The sequence below is a fragment of the Neorhizobium sp. NCHU2750 genome (genome assembly GCF_003597675.1).
In the GTDB taxonomy this organism is placed as follows: domain Bacteria; phylum Pseudomonadota; class Alphaproteobacteria; order Rhizobiales; family Rhizobiaceae; genus Neorhizobium.
Genome location: NZ_CP030827.1, coordinates 1626758 through 1641490 on the forward strand (window position 1 = coordinate 1626758; position 14733 = coordinate 1641490).

Here is a 14733-nt window from a genome sequence, read left to right on the forward strand (position 1 = left end):
GCATGAAACGTCTGTGGCCCGAGGAGTTTGACTATGTTCTGGACGATGCGGAGGAGGTCGTGCTGGAGGCTCCTGCCTCGGTAAGCGACGACGGCGTGGAGATCGACGCCATCCATCGGCCGGCACTGAAAGTCCGTCTGCCCGAGCAGGATTTCGAACGGATCTGGCCGCTTGCGGAAGCGCGCTATCGTCTCGATGGACGCTTTGCCGGCAAGGCGATCACGCTGATCGCCAACAACCCCCATTACCACGCCTGGCATCCGGCCGATGGCGGAACGGTGGAAACCGTCTCCGACAGCGGCGTGAAGCACACGACCAGATATGTCGTCGCGCACTTCCTGTTCGACGACGTGCGCGAGGCGGCTGTGGCTGCCTGACGACTGCATCAGGCGACAGGCAAATGGCGAAAATCACCCGGTCGCTCGCCTGACGACGCCGTTGCCCCTCAGACGGGCGCCTTGGGATAGGCCCGCTCCAGACCGCCGGAGCGGGTCAAGCCTTGCTTGAAAGCCTGGTAGGCCGGATGCTGGCTGGATTTCGCCGCCTCCATCAACCGGATCTGCAGCCGGTCGGGCGCGGCGTGGCCGAGCCATTCGCCGCATTTCTGCAATTTCAGCGTATTGAGAAAACGCGCCTCGGATGCCTGGTCGAGATGAAGATGCAGGCCGGCAAGCATCAGGTCGTCCTGCGCCGGGCTTTCCATCAGAAGCTTCAGCCAGGTCTGCTTTTCGTCCGAAAGGCTGGCCAGTCCCTCGGCCACCGTCTCCCTGCTGCCGATCGGCGATACGCTGCTCATCAAGTCTACCCCGCTGTCATCATCCCCGGCGACGGCGGCGCTCCCGGCCGGAATCGCCACCGGATTCGCTTGCCGTCTTATTGCGGAGCGGGCCGATCTTGTCGACGATTTCCTCGATCGTCGGCCGCGGACGCGGTGTATAGTCGTCGAGTGCCGCACGCATGGCCGACAGATGCTCGCAGGACGTGCCGCAGCAGCCGCCGATGATTTTTGCGCCGGCATCGCGTGCCAGCCGCGCATATTCGGCCATCAGCGGCGGCGTGCCGGAATAGTAGATCTCCGAGCCGCGAAATTCCGGAATGCCGCAATTGCCCTTGACGATGGTGATCGCATCCGGCGACGCCTGCGTCATGTCGAGAAGCGAGGACAGGATATCGGAGGCCCCGACGCCGCAATTGGCCCCGACCGCTTCCGGCCCCGGTCCGATATCGGCGGCAACACCGTGAATGTCCTTGGGGTTCAGTCCCATCATCGTCTTGCCGGCCGTGTCGAAGGAACCGGTATAGGTATAGGGTAGGCCGACCTTCACCGCCGCCTCCGCCGCCGCGCGGATCTCGTCCGGTGCCGACATGGTTTCGATCCAGGCGACATCGACGCCACCGGCCTTTAGGCCCTCCATCTGCTCGGTAAAAGCTGAAACGGCATCCTCGTAGGACAGAGCCCCGAGCGGAATCAAAAGCTCGCCGGTCGGCCCGACCGAGCCCGCGACGATCACCTCGCGGCCCGCGGCGTCGGCGACGGCACGCGCGATCTCGGCTGCACGTTTGTTCAGCGCAAATACCCGGTCCTGCGCCTGATGCAGCTTCAGCCGATGGCGTGTGCCACCGAACGAGTTGGTAAGGATGATGTCGGCACCGGCATCGACGAAATCCTGATGCAGCTTGGTGATCCGCTCCGGATGCGCCTCGTTCCACAGTTCCGGCGCTTCGCCGGCCTCCAGGCCCGCGGCAAACAGATTGGTTCCGGTGGCGCCATCCGCCAGCAGCACACCCTTTTCGGCAAGAAGCTCGGTCAGTGGGTTCTTCGTCGGCATGGCATCCTCCTGAAAACTGAATGCAAGATATAAAGCTTCCTTTATATGCTTTCAACGTACAGGATATGCGCCGGCTGCGACGCTGGCGCCTCTCTTTCCGCCGCCAGCACCTGCATCTGCCGCGGCCGGCATGGGCTCACTCGGCGGCCATCTTCGAGCTTTCGGCGCCTGCCGGCGTCACCATCGCCGCCATCATCCGCTGCAGGTCCAGTGTCCCGACCGGTGTGCCTGCCTCGTCAATGACCGTGGCCTTCATCTGGCCGCTCTCCGTCATGGCCTTGGCGGCCCCTTCGAGCGTCGTCGTTGCCGCGATGCGCGTGCCGTCCGCCTGCCCATCGAACGCAGCCATGACGGTCTTGGCCTGGATCACCCGGCCGCGGTTTACTTCCTTGACGAAGGCGGTGATATAGTCATCGGCCGGTGACAGCACGATGTCCTGGCCGGTTCCCTGCTGCACGACCTGTCCGTCGCGCAGGATGGCGATCTTGTCGCCGAGCCTCAACGCCTCGTCGAGATCGTGGGTGATGAACACCACGGTCTTCTTCAGTTCCGCCTGCAGGTCGAGCAGCACGGTCTGCATGTCGACGCGGATCAGCGGGTCGAGCGCCGAATAGGCCTCGTCCATCAACAGGATGTCGGCATCGTTGGTGAGTGCTCTGGCCAGCCCCACACGCTGCTGCATGCCGCCGGACAACTGGTTCGGATAATGGTTCTCGAAGCCGGCAAGGCCGACGCGCTCGATCCAGTATTGTCCCTTTTTCAGGCTTTCGGAGCGGGAGATGCCCTGGATGTCGAGCCCGTAGACGGTGTTCTCGATCACCGTGCGATGCGGCAGGAGAGCAAATTTCTGGAACACCATCGCCGTCTTGTGACGGCGGAAGTCGCGCAGGTCCCGCTCATTCATGCCGCAGACATTGACGCCGTCATAGACGACCTCGCCATAGGTCGGCTCGATCAGCCGGTTGATATGGCGGATCAGCGTCGACTTGCCCGATCCCGACAGGCCCATGACGACGGTGATGCCGCCGGCGGGCATGGAGATGTTGATGTCCTTGAGCCCAAGCACATGGCCGTAGCGCTCGTTGAGTTCGGCCTTGGTCAGGCCGTTCTTGACCGCCTCCACATGCTCGCGGCCGCGCGGGCCGAAGATCTTGTAGAGCCCCTTGATCTCGATGCCGTGACTAGCCATGCACCACCTCCGAATGACGCTGAAGCCGCTTGCCGAACGCCTGGCTGGTGCGGTCGAAGATGATGGCGATCGCCACCAGTGCGAAGCCGTTGAGGAAGCCGAAGGTGAAGAACTGGTTGTTGATCGCCTGCAGCGTATTTCTGCCGAGCCCGCCGACACCCACCATCGAGGCGACCACCACCATGGCGAGCGACATCATGATCGTCTGGTTGATGCCGGCCATGATCGTCGGCAGGGCGAGCGGCATCTGCACGTTCCAGAGCTTCTGCCCGGCTGAGGAACCGAAAGCATCGGCCGCCTCCAGCACTTCCTTGTCGACCAGCCTTATGCCGAGATTGGTTAGCCGGATCATCGGCGGCACGGCATAGATGACAACCGCGATGAGGCCCGGCACCTTGCCGATGCCGAAGATGACGACGACCGGGATCAGGTAGACGAAGCTCGGCATCGTCTGCATCACGTCGAGGATCGGGTTGATGACGCCCTGGATCCGGTCCGAGCGGGCCATCAGGATGCCGATGGGAAGCCCGATGATGATGGCGATGAGGGTTGACACCGTGACGATCGCGAGCGTCGTCATCGTGTCTTCCCACAGGCCGAAAATGCCGATGAAGATCATCCCGATCGCGGTGCCGATGGTGATGCGGATGCTGCGGCTGCCGAAATAGACGACCAGCAGCATGACGATCAGCACCACCGTCCAGGGTGAACTGGTGAACAGCTTTTCAAGATAGTTCAGGAACCATTGCAGCGGCCGCACGATGATGTCGATGATGCTGCCATATTCGCGGACAAGCCCCTTGAAGCCGTCGTCGATCACCTTGCGCGCATCGCGAATATAGCTGTCGCTGATGGCCGGGAACCTACAGAGGGCTCGCGGCAGGATCTCGCAGATCGCCATGCTTTTCCCCTTTTATATGCGTTCTTCCATTTGCAATCCGCAAACCGCCCGGATGCCGTCGTCTGTCATGTCTTTGTCGATGACGGCACCGGTTCGGGCAGGTGTTGCGTCTCGGACCGGCCGTCTTGCCGCGTGGCGGTTGCAACGGGCCACCTGTCTCGCGGGCGGCAGGCCGGAAGGCGGCGCACGGGCCGCCTTCCGCAAGCGAGGGCATCAGAGCGATGCCTTGACCTTTTCGGCAACGTCCGGCGCTACCCACTTGGTCCAGACTTCCGGCATGGTTTCCAGGAAGTGCTTGGCGGCATCGGCATTGGTGCCCTGGTTGTCGGTCTGCCAGGCGAGGATGCTGTTGACCGTCGCATTGGTCCACTTGCGGGCCTTGACGTAATCCATGGCGACACCCGCCTTGTCGGCGAACTGCTTGGTCACGACGGTAAAGGCCTGCGAAGTCGGGTAGGAATTGACCTTCGGGTTGGGGCAATCCGGAACGGCGGTGCAGGCATCCCAGTCTGCCTTGTCATGCGGCACGTCGAAGGAGAGCTTCACCATCTCGTATTTGCCGAGAATGGCCGTCGGTGCCCAGTAATAACCGAGCCAGCCGGTCTTCTTCTCGAAGGCGCTGGCGATCGATCCGTCGAGGCCGGCGGCAGACCCGGTATCGATCAGGTCGAAGCCCTTGTCCTTGGCGCCGAGCGCCTTGTAGAGATTGGCGGTCGATACCTGGCAGTTCCAGCCCGACGGGCAGTTGGTGACGGCGCCCTTGGACGGATCTTCCGGGGCTGGGAACAGGTCGGGATGCTTGAGTGCATCCTGCACGGTCTTGATGTCCGGATGTTTGTCGGCAAGGAATTTCGGGATCCACCAGCCTTCGACGGCACCATCGGCAAGGATTTCGGCGGCCTCGATCAGCCGGCCTTCCTTGACGGCGGCATCGAGCGGCGTGCGAACGGCATTGACCCAGAATTCCGGCGCCATGTCCGGCTGGGCCTTTTCGTTCATCGAGGTGAAGGTCGGCATCGTGTCGCCGGTAACGAGCTCGACGGAGCAGCCGTAACCTTCTTCGAGAATGATCTTGTCGACATTGGCGGCCACGCCGGCGGACGCCCAGTTCATTTCGGCAATGGAAACGGAACCGCATTCGGCATGGGCGGCACCGGCAAAGGCATAAAGACCGGCCGCGAACGCGGCGTAAGCGAGGAGTTTTTTCATCGTAAGACCTCCCAGTCTTATTGTGTTGACAATCAATGCATGGAACCGGTGCAACCGAAATCCGTTGATAAAGCGCCTGGGGGCATCAGTGCTGCACCCTCTGTATGGTCGCTGTCTGCATGCGTCTTTTGCTATCTGCGCGACAGCCACAGATAGGGCGCATTTTTTCTGTCAGCTTAGGCAGCGTACGGCTTTCATCAAATAAATCAACAGTAGCTGTCAGCCCTGCTTATCCGAGAGGTTCTCGTAACTCTTTGGAAGAACGGCATTAGTGCTGCGTTCAAGGCCTAAAAACGGTCAATTGCCGCCTATCTGCGCTGTAAAGCCTTCCGCAACTTCGGCGCGATCAGAAACGGCAGCAAAGTCACGCCCCATATTTGACGTTTTGTAGCCGATTAGCGCCGCGGGGTGCGCCGCAATTTTTTTCATGCTGCGCGCAAAAAGATGGTCCCGACAGCAATCCTCGGCTGTCCTTGAGGGCTTCCCACGCCTCAAATACGGCATATGCAAGTTTAGCGATGTTTTCTTTGCAGATCTCGCTTTTTAGGCGTTGCGCTAACCATCCGGTAACACTGTCTGGCTAATGATCTCTCCGCGGACACATCGTCCGACAGTGGCGCCGGGTCAGGTAATGCGTACCGGTTGCCCCATTCCTCGTGTTCCCCCGATCGTGCCGCGACAAAAATAAAGGGCCCCGAAAGGCCCTTGAAGAGATACCGACTGCAGCTTTTGGCTCAGCCCGCATTCGATGTGCGGATGAAGCCGAACAGCGAAGAACGCTTCTGGTGATCGGACGGGCGTGAATTGCGGAAAGCGCGGGGAGTTTCCCCGTTCCAGGCAATCTGCACGCCGTTATTGTTCCTGAAAATATAGAGCATCCGGGTGTTTCCTCGATGGCTGCGAATAGGTTCGCATGTCCTTATGTTTGCCGATCCAATACGCCTGCTGCAGGCTCTGCGCCACTCGGCAAATCGCCACCGGATGTCGCAAAAAGAATAGTGCGTCGATTTGCGCAGCCTGTATGGCATGTCGGCACCCTGCGGACGGCTGTTGACTTCACCCGGTTCCTGTTCGACCATGGGAACGCAATGCGAATCCAGACAAACACCAACACGGACCGGACGCCTCCGACATCTACGAATCGTCCGGTCTCGTTTGTCCCAAGCGCGGCCTTTTCCCCATGATCCTTTCCGGCAAGTCGGCGCTCGTCCTGGGTGGCGCGCGTTCAGGCAAATCCGCCTTTTCCGAGCGGTTGGCGATCGCGACCGGTCTTGAACGCCATTATATCGCGACCGGCCGCGCCTATGACGACGAGATGCGGGCCCGTATCGCAACGCATCGAGAAGAGCGGGGACCGTCCTGGATCACCCATGAGCAGCCGCTCGATCTCGTCGGCGCGCTGAAGGCGATCGATGCGGCCGGCCATGTGATACTGGTCGACTGCCTGACGCTCTGGGTCACCAATCTGATGATGGAAGAGGCCGACATTCCGGCACAGGCCATGTCGCTGGTCGAACAGATCAAGGCATCGCGCGCCACCGTCGTCCTCGTCTCCAACGAGGTCGGCCTCGGCATCGTGCCGGAAAATCGCATGGCGCGTGAATTCCGCGACCATGCCGGGCGTCTGCATCAGCAGATCGCAGCGGTGGCCGACGAGGTATTTTTCGTCGCGGCCGGGCTGCCCCTCAGGATGAAGGGCTGAGCCTGCAGTCTCTCACCAGCCGAGCCAGACGCGCACGGGATGGCCGGGATCTGCAAGCAGCTTTGCCGCCAGCGCCAGGCAGGAGATCACCAGCAGCGGCTTGATCAGCTTGGCGCCTTTCTTCATCGCAAGCCCCGAGCCGATCTGCGCTCCGATGAACTGGCCGACACCCATCATCAGCCCGACCTTCCAGAGGATGGAGCCGGTGACGGCAAACACCAGGAACGAGCCGAAATTCGAGCCGAAATTGATCAGCTTCGTATTCGCCGTTGCCTTCAATAGCCCGAAGCCTGCCAGAAGCACGAAGCCCAGCATGTAGAAGGAGCCCGCGCCCGGTCCGAAAACGCCGTCATAGAGCCCGACCAGCGGGACGACGGTGATGCCGAAGACGAAGGGGGGCACGCGGCGGTGACCGTCGGCATCCGCAAGATTGGGCTTCAGCGCGAAGAACAGCGCAATCGCGATCAGGAGGAAGGGGATGGCACCCGCAAGCACCGATGCCGGCACCACAGATGCAAGCAGCGCTCCACAGGCGCCCCCGGCCATGGCCATGAGAGCCATCGGCAACTGGCTGTGCAGGTTGATATGGCCCTTGCGCGCATAGGCGATGGTCGCCGAAGCTGCGGCAAACTGCGACTGCAGCTTGTTGGTGGCGATCGCCTGGAGCGGCGGTATGCCGACGATCAAAAGCACGGGGATGGTGATCAGCCCACCGCCACCGGCAATCGAATCGACGAAGCCGGCAAAACAGGCGGCGAGAAACAGAACGAGGAGGAACTGGAAGGCGATATCGGTCACGGCAGGCAACTCGGCAAAGGCAGCGAAAGCAAGGGCAGGGACAACCGCTACACGGAAGCCGCTGCGGGATGCAGCCGTTACGTGACGGTCGAGGAGAGACAATCAGGGCGGGAGCCACCTTGTGGCATCAGATCCGTCTCACGGCAAGAGCTGCGATAGGTCGCCGGCGCCTGTCGAAACAGGATTGCGCCGCGTTTCAATGCGGTTATGGTGCGCGGCCTCCTTCCGAGCGCGGCACCGGCTGCGCCGGCATTACACAAGCAAGAAACGGAAAGCCCTTATGATCAAGGTCATATTCGATACCGACCCCGGCGTGGACGACGCCATGGCGCTTCTCTACCTGCATCGCCATCCGGATATCGACCTTGTCGGCGTCACCACCGTGTTCGGCAATGCTCCGATCGAGATTACCACCCGCAATGCGCAATTCCTCCACAAGGCCTGGAAGATCGGTGCGCCGATCGCCGGCGGTGCAGCGAAGCCCTATGACGATGGCCGCGATGGCGGACATTTCGCCACGATCGTTCATGGGGAAGACGGTCTCGGCAATATCGGTGTACCGCTCGAAATCGATCATCCCGTCGACCCGCGCCATGCCGCACAATTCATCGTCGACACGGTGAAGGCTGACCCGGGCAATGTCACGCTCGTGGCCGTTGGTCCGATGACCAATCTGGCGTTGGCGTTGAAGGCAGACCCGGAGATCGCCTCGCTGGTGAAGGAAGTGGTCGTCATGGGCGGCGCCTTCGACGTCAACGGTAACGTCACCCCGGCGGCCGAGGCCAATATCTACAATGATCCGGAAGCGGCCGATGCCGTCTTCACCGCCCCGTGGAAGGTGACGCTGATCGGCCTCGATGTGACAATGCAGACCACCATGTCATCGGATTATCTGGCAAAGATGGTGGAGGCGGGGCCTTCTGAACTGAAACTGCTGTCCGAACTGTCGCAATTCTACATCGATTTCTATCGCCAGCGGGTCGGTCTCGACGGCATGGCGCTGCACGACAGCTGTGCCTGCGTCTATTTGACCGAGCCGCATCTCTTCGACGTCAGGAGCGGACCGGTTCGCGTCGTCTGCGGCGGTCTGGCGGACGGCAAGACCATCCAGGCACCAGACGATGGCCGCAAATATGTCGGCAGCGCCTGGGACGGCGTGCCGAGCCAGGTCGTCTGTACGGGCATACGTGCAGATGAGATCCGCGAGGCGATCCGCACCGTTCTGGTGGAAGGTCGCGCCCCGGCGCGCGCCTGAGCGGGAAGGGACGCCCGAGCCCGGGGAGGGCCTGAGCGGGGAGGGAAGGTCAGTCGCCGCCGGCCGCCGTCGCCAGGCGGTCGAGATCCGGCACGTAGACCTGCCGGTTGTTCTCGATATGGATGAGCCCGTCCTTGCGCAGCTTGGTCATTTGCCGGCTCACCGTCTCGATCGTCAGGCCGAGGAAATCGGCAATGTCGGCGCGTGACAGCGGCAGTTCGAAGGCGCAGGCGCCGAGCCGGTCGGGTTCGGCATGGGCGGCGACCAGAACGATCAGGCTGGCCACCTTCTCGCGCGCCGACTTGCGGCCGAGCGTCAGCATCCAGTCGCGGGCCTCATCCAGTTCGGTCAGCGCCTGGTTGTGCAGCCGGCTGCCGAGTTCGGCCGATTCGCAGATCATTCGCTCGAGGATCTTGCGCGGCAAGACACAGAGCTCGGTATCGGTGGCGGCTTCGGCCGCCATCAGGCTTTCGCTGAGAAACGGCCGTCCCATGAAGTCCGGCGCAAACTGCAGGCCGACGATCTGCTGGCGGCCGTCCGCCATGATCTTGGAAAGCTTCACGACGCCCTTGAGGATGTTGGAATAGGACGAAACCTGCTGGCCCTGGCCGATCAGTTCCGTACCGGCCTCCACCGCTCGCCTCTGGCTGTGCTTGTTCAGTTCGGAAAGCTGGGCGGGTGTCAGCGTCGAACAGACGCCGGCATGACGGGCCTCGCAGCCGCGACAAATCAGCGGTATCTCGTGAATGTCCACGATCTTCAGCTGTGCTTCCATCCTCATTCCCCCTCGCTGGTTCCATCGCCCCCAAAAACCGGAAGCGATTTTCGAGAGGCGATGCGCAGGTCTAAAAGCTGCAGCGATCTTCGTGCGCCACAACGGCGGACGGCGCTGCAGGTGGCAATCGTCAATCCGACCTTGGTTCACCCCACGTTCTCGTGCTTGATCCAAGTCAAAGTCGCTAAAATATTCAGCAGGTAGCTCTGTCACCCAAGAGAAGAGGTGCGACATGAGCGAAAGATTGCTTGCGAAATATTCCGGTGCTGTGCCACGTTACACTAGCTATCCGACTGCGCCGCATTTTCACACTGGTGTAAATTGCGACATCTATTCGCAGTGGTTGTCGGAAATCGATTCTCGCGGCAGCCTGTCACTCTATCTTCACATTCCCTATTGCGACCGGCTCTGTTGGTTCTGCGCCTGCCATACCAAGCAGACATTGCGCTATGAACCGATCACCGCCTATCTCGTCTCGCTCCGCCGCGAAATCGAAGCCGTTGGTGCTGTGGTGCCGGCCGGCGCGAAGGTTACCGCCATCCATTTCGGCGGCGGCTCGCCCACCATGCTGAGACCGGAGGACATGATCGACCTGATGGCCTGTCTGAGGGCATCGTTCAATATCGCGGACGATGCCGAAATCAGCGTCGAGATGGACCCCAATGATCTCGACGATGCGCGTTATGACGCACTTGCCGAAATCGGCCTGACACGCGCCAGCCTCGGCGTGCAGGATTTCGATCCGGTCGTGCAGAAGGCGATCAACCGTATCCAGACCTTCGAGCAGACCAGATCCGTGGTCGACGCGGTGAGGGCGCGCGGCGTCCGTTCGGTCAATTGCGACGTGCTTTACGGCCTGCCGCACCAGACACTGGAAGGCGTCGAGCGCACCCTGTCGGATATCCTGTCGCTGTCGCCCGATCGCGTCGCGCTGTTCGGCTATGCCCATGTACCGTGGATGAAGAAGCATCAGACGATGATCCCGGAAAGCGCCTTGCCGGATGTCGCCGAGCGCTTTCGCCAGAGCAGTTTTGCAGCCCGTATGCTGATCGAGGCCGGTTATGAGGCAGTCGGCATAGACCACTTTGCCCGGCCGTCCGATAGCCTTGCCGTCGCCGCCCGTTCCGGCACGCTGCGTCGGAATTTCCAGGGCTATACGACCGACACCGCCGATGCCCTGATCGGCCTCGGCGCCTCGTCGATCAGCCAGCTGCCACAGGGCTATGTGCAGAACATGCCGGCTACCGGCGAGTACCAGCGCATGGTCGAGGCGGGCGGTCTTGCTGCGGTCCGGGGAAAGGAACTCTCCGAGGACGATTGCATGCGCGCCTATGTCATCGAACGGCTGATGTGCGACTTCGGCTTCGATTTCATGCCGCTCCTGTCGCGTTTCCCTGACGTCGCCCACGAACTGATCGCGGAAGCGCGTGCCTTCGCCCGCGGCAACCCGGACGACATTTGCCGCGTCGGCAATGCCGCTTTCCGCATAACACCGGAAGGCCGTCCTTTCACCCGCACCATTGCCGCGGCATTCGACCGGTATCTGCAGCGTGGACAGGCCCGGCATTCCGTCGCCGTTTAGCCCATTTCCGTCTTGCCTGTTGCAGTCGGCTCGATTGCTGTTTAGGCAACAGTTTCGGTGCAAATTTCGAGGCCCAAATACGAAGCCATTGGCATTTGGAACCATTTTCCCTATGTGGGGCTCTGAATTACCTATTCTCAAAGGACATGGGCGTGACTGCTACATTCGACAAAGTTGCTGATATCATTGCTGAAACGAGCGAAATTGATCGCGAAACGATCACTCCGGAAAGCCATACGATCGACGATCTCGGCATCGACAGCCTCGATTTCCTCGACATCGTATTCGCGATCGACAAGGAATTCGGCATCAAGATCCCGCTCGAGCAGTGGACCCAGGAAGTCAACGAGGGCAAGGTTTCGACGGAAGAATATTTCGTCCTGAAAAACCTCTGTGCCAAGATCGACGAGCTGAGAGCGGCCAAGGGCTGATTGCTCGGGGTTAGATCATGCTGCTTGAATATTTCCAGATGATCGATCGGGTGGAAACGCTCGATCTTGAAGGAAAGACGCTGACGGCCCGTTCGACGGTGCCGGCGAAGAGCCCCGTATTCGAGGGGCATTTTCCCGGCATGCCGCTCGTTCCGGGCGTGCTTCTCATCGAAACCATGGCGCAGGCCTCCGGCATGCTGGTGCTTGCTGCCACGGATTTTGCCGCCATGCCCTTCCTGATGTCCGTCGATGGCGCCAAGATGCGCGCTTTCGTCGAGCCCGAAGCCGTACTCGACATAGAGGCGTTTCTCGAGCACGAGGGTTCGGGTTATGCCGTCACCAAGGCGAAGATCTCGTCGGGTGGCAAGAAGGTCTGTGATGCCCAGCTGAAGCTGCGCACCATGCCGTTTTCCGACATCCCGCTCGGCCCGATCGTCCGCAAGCGCGCGGAGGAAGTGGGGCTGGTCGCGGCGATGAAGGCCGGTGGTTGAACACGACCGTTTAAATGCGCGAAGTCCACGAAAGAGGACGAAAATGAAGTCTGACAATGATGTTGTGATCACCGGTATTGGCATCGTCACCTGCCGCGGTGTCGGCAAGGAAGCGCATGTCGCATTCCTGTCGCAGGCGGTGGCGGGCGAGCCGACGGTCGATGCCGAGCGTTTCAAGCCCTATCCGGTACACACGATGCCGGAAATCGACTGGTCCAGCCAGATCGCCAAGCGCGGCGACCAGCGGCAGATGGAGAACTGGCAGCGCCTCGGCGTCTTCGCCGCGGGCCTCGCGCTCGATGATGCCGGCCTCAAGGAAGACGCGGAAGCCTGCGCCTCGATGGACATGATCGTCGCCGCCGGTGGTGGCGAGCGCGACATCAAGGTCGATTCGCTGATCGTCGACGAGGCGCTGAAGCGCAACGATCGCGATATCGTGCTGAACGAGAAGCTGACGACAGAATTGCGGCCGACGCTTTTCCTCGCCCAGTTGTCGAACCTGATGGCCGGCAACATCTCGATCGTCCACAAGGTCACCGGCTCGTCCCGCACCTTCATGGGTGAAGAGGCCGCCGGCATTTCCGCCGTCGAGACCGCCTTCCACCGTATCAAGGCCGGCCAGTCGTCTCACAGCCTCGTCGGCGGCGCCTTCATTGCAGAGCGCGCCGACATCCTGCTGCTGGTCGAGGGCATTCATGCTCACGCCACGGGACAATGGCATCCGCTGTGGTCGCGCTCGTCCGAAAACGGTGGCGGCATGATCATGGGCACGGTCGGTGCGTTCCTGGTGCTGGAATCGCGCGCCCGTGCCGAAGCGCGCGGCGCCCATATCTACGCTGTTGTCGATGCCGTCGAAGGCGATCGCGGCACGCGCGGCGAGGGCAAGCTGGAAAAGCGGCTTTCGCGCCTCTCCGCTCTTGGCAAGACCGTCAAGGGTGACGACACCGTCGTATTCTCCGGCGCAAGCGGCATTGTCGATCTTGCCGGCCGCGAAAAGACCGTTCTTGAGAAGGAATTTGCCGGTTCGCCGATCCGTGGTTTCGGCGGCGCCACCGGCCACGCAATGGAAGCCCAGTTCCCGCTCGGTCTCGCACTTGCCGCCCTGACGCTGGACGGTGCAAGCCTTGTTCCGGTCTTCGACAAGGATCATGAGGCTGCCATGTCGAAGCCGGCAAAGCATGCCGTGGTGACGACGGTCGGTTACACGCGCGGCGAGGGCCTTGCCGTGCTCTCGGCCGACGCCTGAAGGAGAGTTGGAGATGAGTGACAATCGCTTCACTGATCATCTTGGTCGCCCGCTCGTGGCCGTTACCGGCATGGGCGTCATCACCTCGCTCGGGCAGGGTCTCGCCGACAACTGGTCTGCGCTGACCTCCGGCACCTCGGGCATTCACAAGATCACCCGTTTCCCGACCGACGGCCTGTCGACCCGCATCAGCGGCACGGTGGATTTCATCGCCATCCCCGCCGTCAATGCGGTCGAACGCTCCTTTGCCTTCGCGCGTGAAACGACCAAGGAAGCGCTGGCCCAGGCCGGCCTTTCGGGTGACTTCGAAGGCCCGCTGTTTCTTGCCGCGCCGCCGGTCGAGCCCGAATGGGAAGACCGTTTCGCGCTCGCCGACCGTGCCCCGCCGGCCAAGGCCGAAGGCGACGTCTATGAGCGTTTCCTCGCCGCCATGCGCGAAAAGCCCGATCCGGTCTTTCTCGAAGCCGTCCAGTTCGGCTCGATCTCCGAGCGTCTCGCCGACACTTTCGGCACCCGCGGCCTGCCGGTAACGCTGTCGACCGCCTGTGCTTCGGGCGCCACCGCGATCCAGCTCGGCGTCGAGGCGATCCGCCAGGGCCGCACTGACCGTGCGCTCGTGGCTGCCACCGATGGTTCCGTCAGCGTCGAGGCGCTGGTGCGCTTCTCGCTTCTCTCGGCGCTTTCGACCCAGAACGACCCGCCGGAAAAGGCTTCCAAGCCCTTCAGCAAGGATCGTGACGGTTTCGTCATCGCCGAAGGGGCTGCGACTTTAATTCTGGAATCGGTGGAATCCGCTCTTGCGCGCGGCGCCAAGGTTCTCGGCATCATCAAGGGGCTCGGCGAAAAGGCCGACCATTTCCACCGCACCCGGTCTTCGCCGGACGGCGCGCCGGCCATCGCCACGATCCGTGCGGCGCTCGAAGATGCCGGCATGGATGAGGGTGGTATCGGCTATATCAACGCCCACGGCACCTCGACGCCTGAAAACGACAAGATGGAATACGGTTCCATGCTCGCCGTCTTCGGCGACCGGCTGAAGAACATCCCGGCCTCGTCCAACAAGTCCATGATCGGTCATACGCTGACGGCCGCTGGTGCTGTCGAGGCGGTGTTCTCGATCCAGACGATGCTGACGGGAACGCTGCCGCCGACCATCAACTACGTCAATCCCGATCCGACGATCGAGCTCGACGTGGTGCCGAACGTGAAGCGCGACGGACAGCCCAAGGCCGTCCTGTCCAATTCCTTCGGCTTCGGCGGCCAGAACGCCAGCCTTGTCATGACGCTGGAACCGGTCTAAGGCCTGCGCCACAAATAGGACGTCA

The 14733-nt window shown here is 61.7% G+C and carries 17 protein-coding genes; 8 read left to right on the plus strand and 9 right to left on the minus strand.

Annotated elements, in window-relative coordinates; genetic code table 11:
• Positions 1 to 11 precede the first annotated feature (11 nt).
• Positions 12 to 377: a hypothetical protein gene (locus NCHU2750_RS08015; RefSeq protein ID WP_205583896.1), complete on the plus strand. Its 366-nt coding sequence runs from the start codon at positions 12 to 14 to the stop codon at positions 375 to 377.
• A 68-nt stretch (positions 378 to 445) separates the two neighbouring features.
• On the opposite strand, the gene NCHU2750_RS08020 is transcribed toward NCHU2750_RS08015, so the two are convergent.
• The 7 genes from NCHU2750_RS08020 to NCHU2750_RS30410 form a co-directional block, all read right to left on the minus strand.
• Positions 446 to 796: a hypothetical protein gene (locus NCHU2750_RS08020; protein WP_119939957.1), complete on the minus strand. Its 351-nt coding sequence runs from the start codon at positions 794 to 796 to the stop codon at positions 446 to 448.
• Between the two features lie 19 nt (positions 797 to 815).
• Positions 816 to 1829 (minus strand): betaine--homocysteine S-methyltransferase, encoded by a 1014-nt coding sequence (gene bmt / locus NCHU2750_RS08025; protein ID WP_119939958.1) that lies wholly within the window; start codon positions 1827 to 1829, stop codon positions 816 to 818.
• A 136-nt stretch (positions 1830 to 1965) separates the two neighbouring features.
• Entirely contained in the window at positions 1966 to 3018 is a 1053-nt protein-coding gene (locus tag NCHU2750_RS08030; RefSeq protein WP_119939959.1) for a quaternary amine ABC transporter ATP-binding protein, read from the minus strand.
• Positions 3011 to 3919, minus strand: a complete 909-nt coding sequence (locus NCHU2750_RS08035) for an ABC transporter permease (RefSeq protein WP_119939960.1) — start codon at positions 3917 to 3919, stop codon at positions 3011 to 3013. The genes NCHU2750_RS08030 and NCHU2750_RS08035 overlap by 8 nt, the downstream gene beginning before the upstream one ends.
• A 213-nt stretch (positions 3920 to 4132) precedes the next feature.
• Positions 4133 to 5128 (minus strand): ABC transporter substrate-binding protein, encoded by a 996-nt coding sequence (locus NCHU2750_RS08040; RefSeq protein ID WP_119939961.1) that lies wholly within the window; start codon positions 5126 to 5128, stop codon positions 4133 to 4135.
• Positions 5129 to 5425: 297 nt separating this feature from the next.
• Positions 5426 to 5557 carry a hypothetical protein gene (locus NCHU2750_RS31140; protein ID WP_256377705.1) on the minus strand — a complete coding sequence of 44 codons (132 nt, stop codon included), beginning with the start codon at positions 5555 to 5557 and terminating at the stop codon, positions 5426 to 5428.
• A 305-nt stretch (positions 5558 to 5862) separates the two neighbouring features.
• Positions 5863 to 6006, minus strand: a complete 144-nt coding sequence (locus tag NCHU2750_RS30410; RefSeq protein WP_162939541.1) for a hypothetical protein — start codon at positions 6004 to 6006, stop codon at positions 5863 to 5865.
• Between the two features lie 302 nt (positions 6007 to 6308).
• Between NCHU2750_RS30410 and cobU the strand changes: the two genes are divergently transcribed.
• A complete protein-coding gene (gene cobU / locus NCHU2750_RS08045; RefSeq protein WP_119939962.1) occupies positions 6309 to 6830 on the plus strand; it encodes a bifunctional adenosylcobinamide kinase/adenosylcobinamide-phosphate guanylyltransferase in 522 nt (173 codons plus the stop codon).
• A 12-nt stretch (positions 6831 to 6842) separates the two neighbouring features.
• Here cobU and NCHU2750_RS08050 read toward each other — a convergent pair whose 3' ends face one another.
• A complete protein-coding gene (locus NCHU2750_RS08050; protein ID WP_119943097.1) occupies positions 6843 to 7628 on the minus strand; it encodes a TSUP family transporter in 786 nt (261 codons plus the stop codon).
• Between the two features lie 280 nt (positions 7629 to 7908).
• On the opposite strand from NCHU2750_RS08050, the gene NCHU2750_RS08055 reads away from it, so the two are divergent.
• Entirely contained in the window at positions 7909 to 8883 is a 975-nt protein-coding gene (locus NCHU2750_RS08055; protein ID WP_119939963.1) for a nucleoside hydrolase, read from the plus strand.
• A 49-nt stretch (positions 8884 to 8932) separates the two neighbouring features.
• Here the strand turns inward: NCHU2750_RS08055 and NCHU2750_RS08060 are convergent, their stop codons facing one another.
• A complete protein-coding gene (locus NCHU2750_RS08060) occupies positions 8933 to 9658 on the minus strand; it encodes a Crp/Fnr family transcriptional regulator (RefSeq protein WP_119939964.1) in 726 nt (241 codons plus the stop codon).
• A gap of 232 nt (positions 9659 to 9890) precedes the next feature.
• On the opposite strand from NCHU2750_RS08060, the gene hemN reads away from it, so the two are divergent.
• The 5 genes from hemN to NCHU2750_RS08085 all read left to right on the plus strand — a co-directional run bounded on the left by hemN (position 9891) and on the right by NCHU2750_RS08085 (position 14708).
• Positions 9891 to 11240, plus strand: a complete 1350-nt coding sequence (gene hemN / locus NCHU2750_RS08065; RefSeq protein WP_119939965.1) for an oxygen-independent coproporphyrinogen III oxidase — start codon at positions 9891 to 9893, stop codon at positions 11238 to 11240.
• 146 nt (positions 11241 to 11386) lie between these two features.
• Positions 11387 to 11671, plus strand: a complete 285-nt coding sequence (locus NCHU2750_RS08070; protein ID WP_003495848.1) for an acyl carrier protein — start codon at positions 11387 to 11389, stop codon at positions 11669 to 11671.
• A gap of 17 nt (positions 11672 to 11688) precedes the next feature.
• Positions 11689 to 12162: a 3-hydroxyacyl-ACP dehydratase FabZ family protein gene (locus NCHU2750_RS08075; protein WP_119939966.1), complete on the plus strand. Its 474-nt coding sequence runs from the start codon at positions 11689 to 11691 to the stop codon at positions 12160 to 12162.
• Between the two features lie 43 nt (positions 12163 to 12205).
• Positions 12206 to 13408, plus strand: a complete 1203-nt coding sequence (locus tag NCHU2750_RS08080; protein ID WP_119939967.1) for a beta-ketoacyl-ACP synthase — start codon at positions 12206 to 12208, stop codon at positions 13406 to 13408.
• A gap of 13 nt (positions 13409 to 13421) precedes the next feature.
• A complete protein-coding gene (locus NCHU2750_RS08085; protein WP_119939968.1) occupies positions 13422 to 14708 on the plus strand; it encodes a beta-ketoacyl-ACP synthase in 1287 nt (428 codons plus the stop codon).
• The last annotated feature ends 25 nt before the right edge of the window (positions 14709 to 14733 follow it).

Bases quoted from the DNA above. Each gene is read 5' to 3' on its own strand.
- NCHU2750_RS08020 (WP_119939957.1), bottom strand. From the start codon at position 796: ATGAGCAGCGTATCGCCGATCGGCAGCAGGGAGACGGTGGCCGAGGGA.
- bmt (WP_119939958.1), bottom strand. From the start codon at position 1,829: ATGCCGACGAAGAACCCACTGACCGAGCTTCTTGCCGAAAAGGGTGTG.
- NCHU2750_RS08030 (WP_119939959.1), bottom strand. From the start codon at position 3,018: ATGGCTAGTCACGGCATCGAGATCAAGGGGCTCTACAAGATCTTCGGC.
- NCHU2750_RS08035 (WP_119939960.1), bottom strand. From the start codon at position 3,919: ATGGCGATCTGCGAGATCCTGCCGCGAGCCCTCTGTAGGTTCCCGGCC.
- NCHU2750_RS08040 (WP_119939961.1), bottom strand. From the start codon at position 5,128: ATGAAAAAACTCCTCGCTTACGCCGCGTTCGCGGCCGGTCTTTATGCC.
- NCHU2750_RS31140 (WP_256377705.1), bottom strand. From the start codon at position 5,557: ATGAAAAAAATTGCGGCGCACCCCGCGGCGCTAATCGGCTACAAAACG.
- NCHU2750_RS30410 (WP_162939541.1), bottom strand. From the start codon at position 6,006: ATGCTCTATATTTTCAGGAACAATAACGGCGTGCAGATTGCCTGGAAC.
- cobU (WP_119939962.1), top strand. From the start codon at position 6,309: ATGATCCTTTCCGGCAAGTCGGCGCTCGTCCTGGGTGGCGCGCGTTCA.
- NCHU2750_RS08055 (WP_119939963.1), top strand. From the start codon at position 7,909: ATGATCAAGGTCATATTCGATACCGACCCCGGCGTGGACGACGCCATG.
- NCHU2750_RS08060 (WP_119939964.1), bottom strand. From the start codon at position 9,658: ATGGAAGCACAGCTGAAGATCGTGGACATTCACGAGATACCGCTGATT.
- hemN (WP_119939965.1), top strand. From the start codon at position 9,891: ATGAGCGAAAGATTGCTTGCGAAATATTCCGGTGCTGTGCCACGTTAC.
- NCHU2750_RS08070 (WP_003495848.1), top strand. From the start codon at position 11,387: ATGGGCGTGACTGCTACATTCGACAAAGTTGCTGATATCATTGCTGAA.
- NCHU2750_RS08075 (WP_119939966.1), top strand. From the start codon at position 11,689: ATGCTGCTTGAATATTTCCAGATGATCGATCGGGTGGAAACGCTCGAT.
- NCHU2750_RS08080 (WP_119939967.1), top strand. From the start codon at position 12,206: ATGAAGTCTGACAATGATGTTGTGATCACCGGTATTGGCATCGTCACC.
- NCHU2750_RS08085 (WP_119939968.1), top strand. From the start codon at position 13,422: ATGAGTGACAATCGCTTCACTGATCATCTTGGTCGCCCGCTCGTGGCC.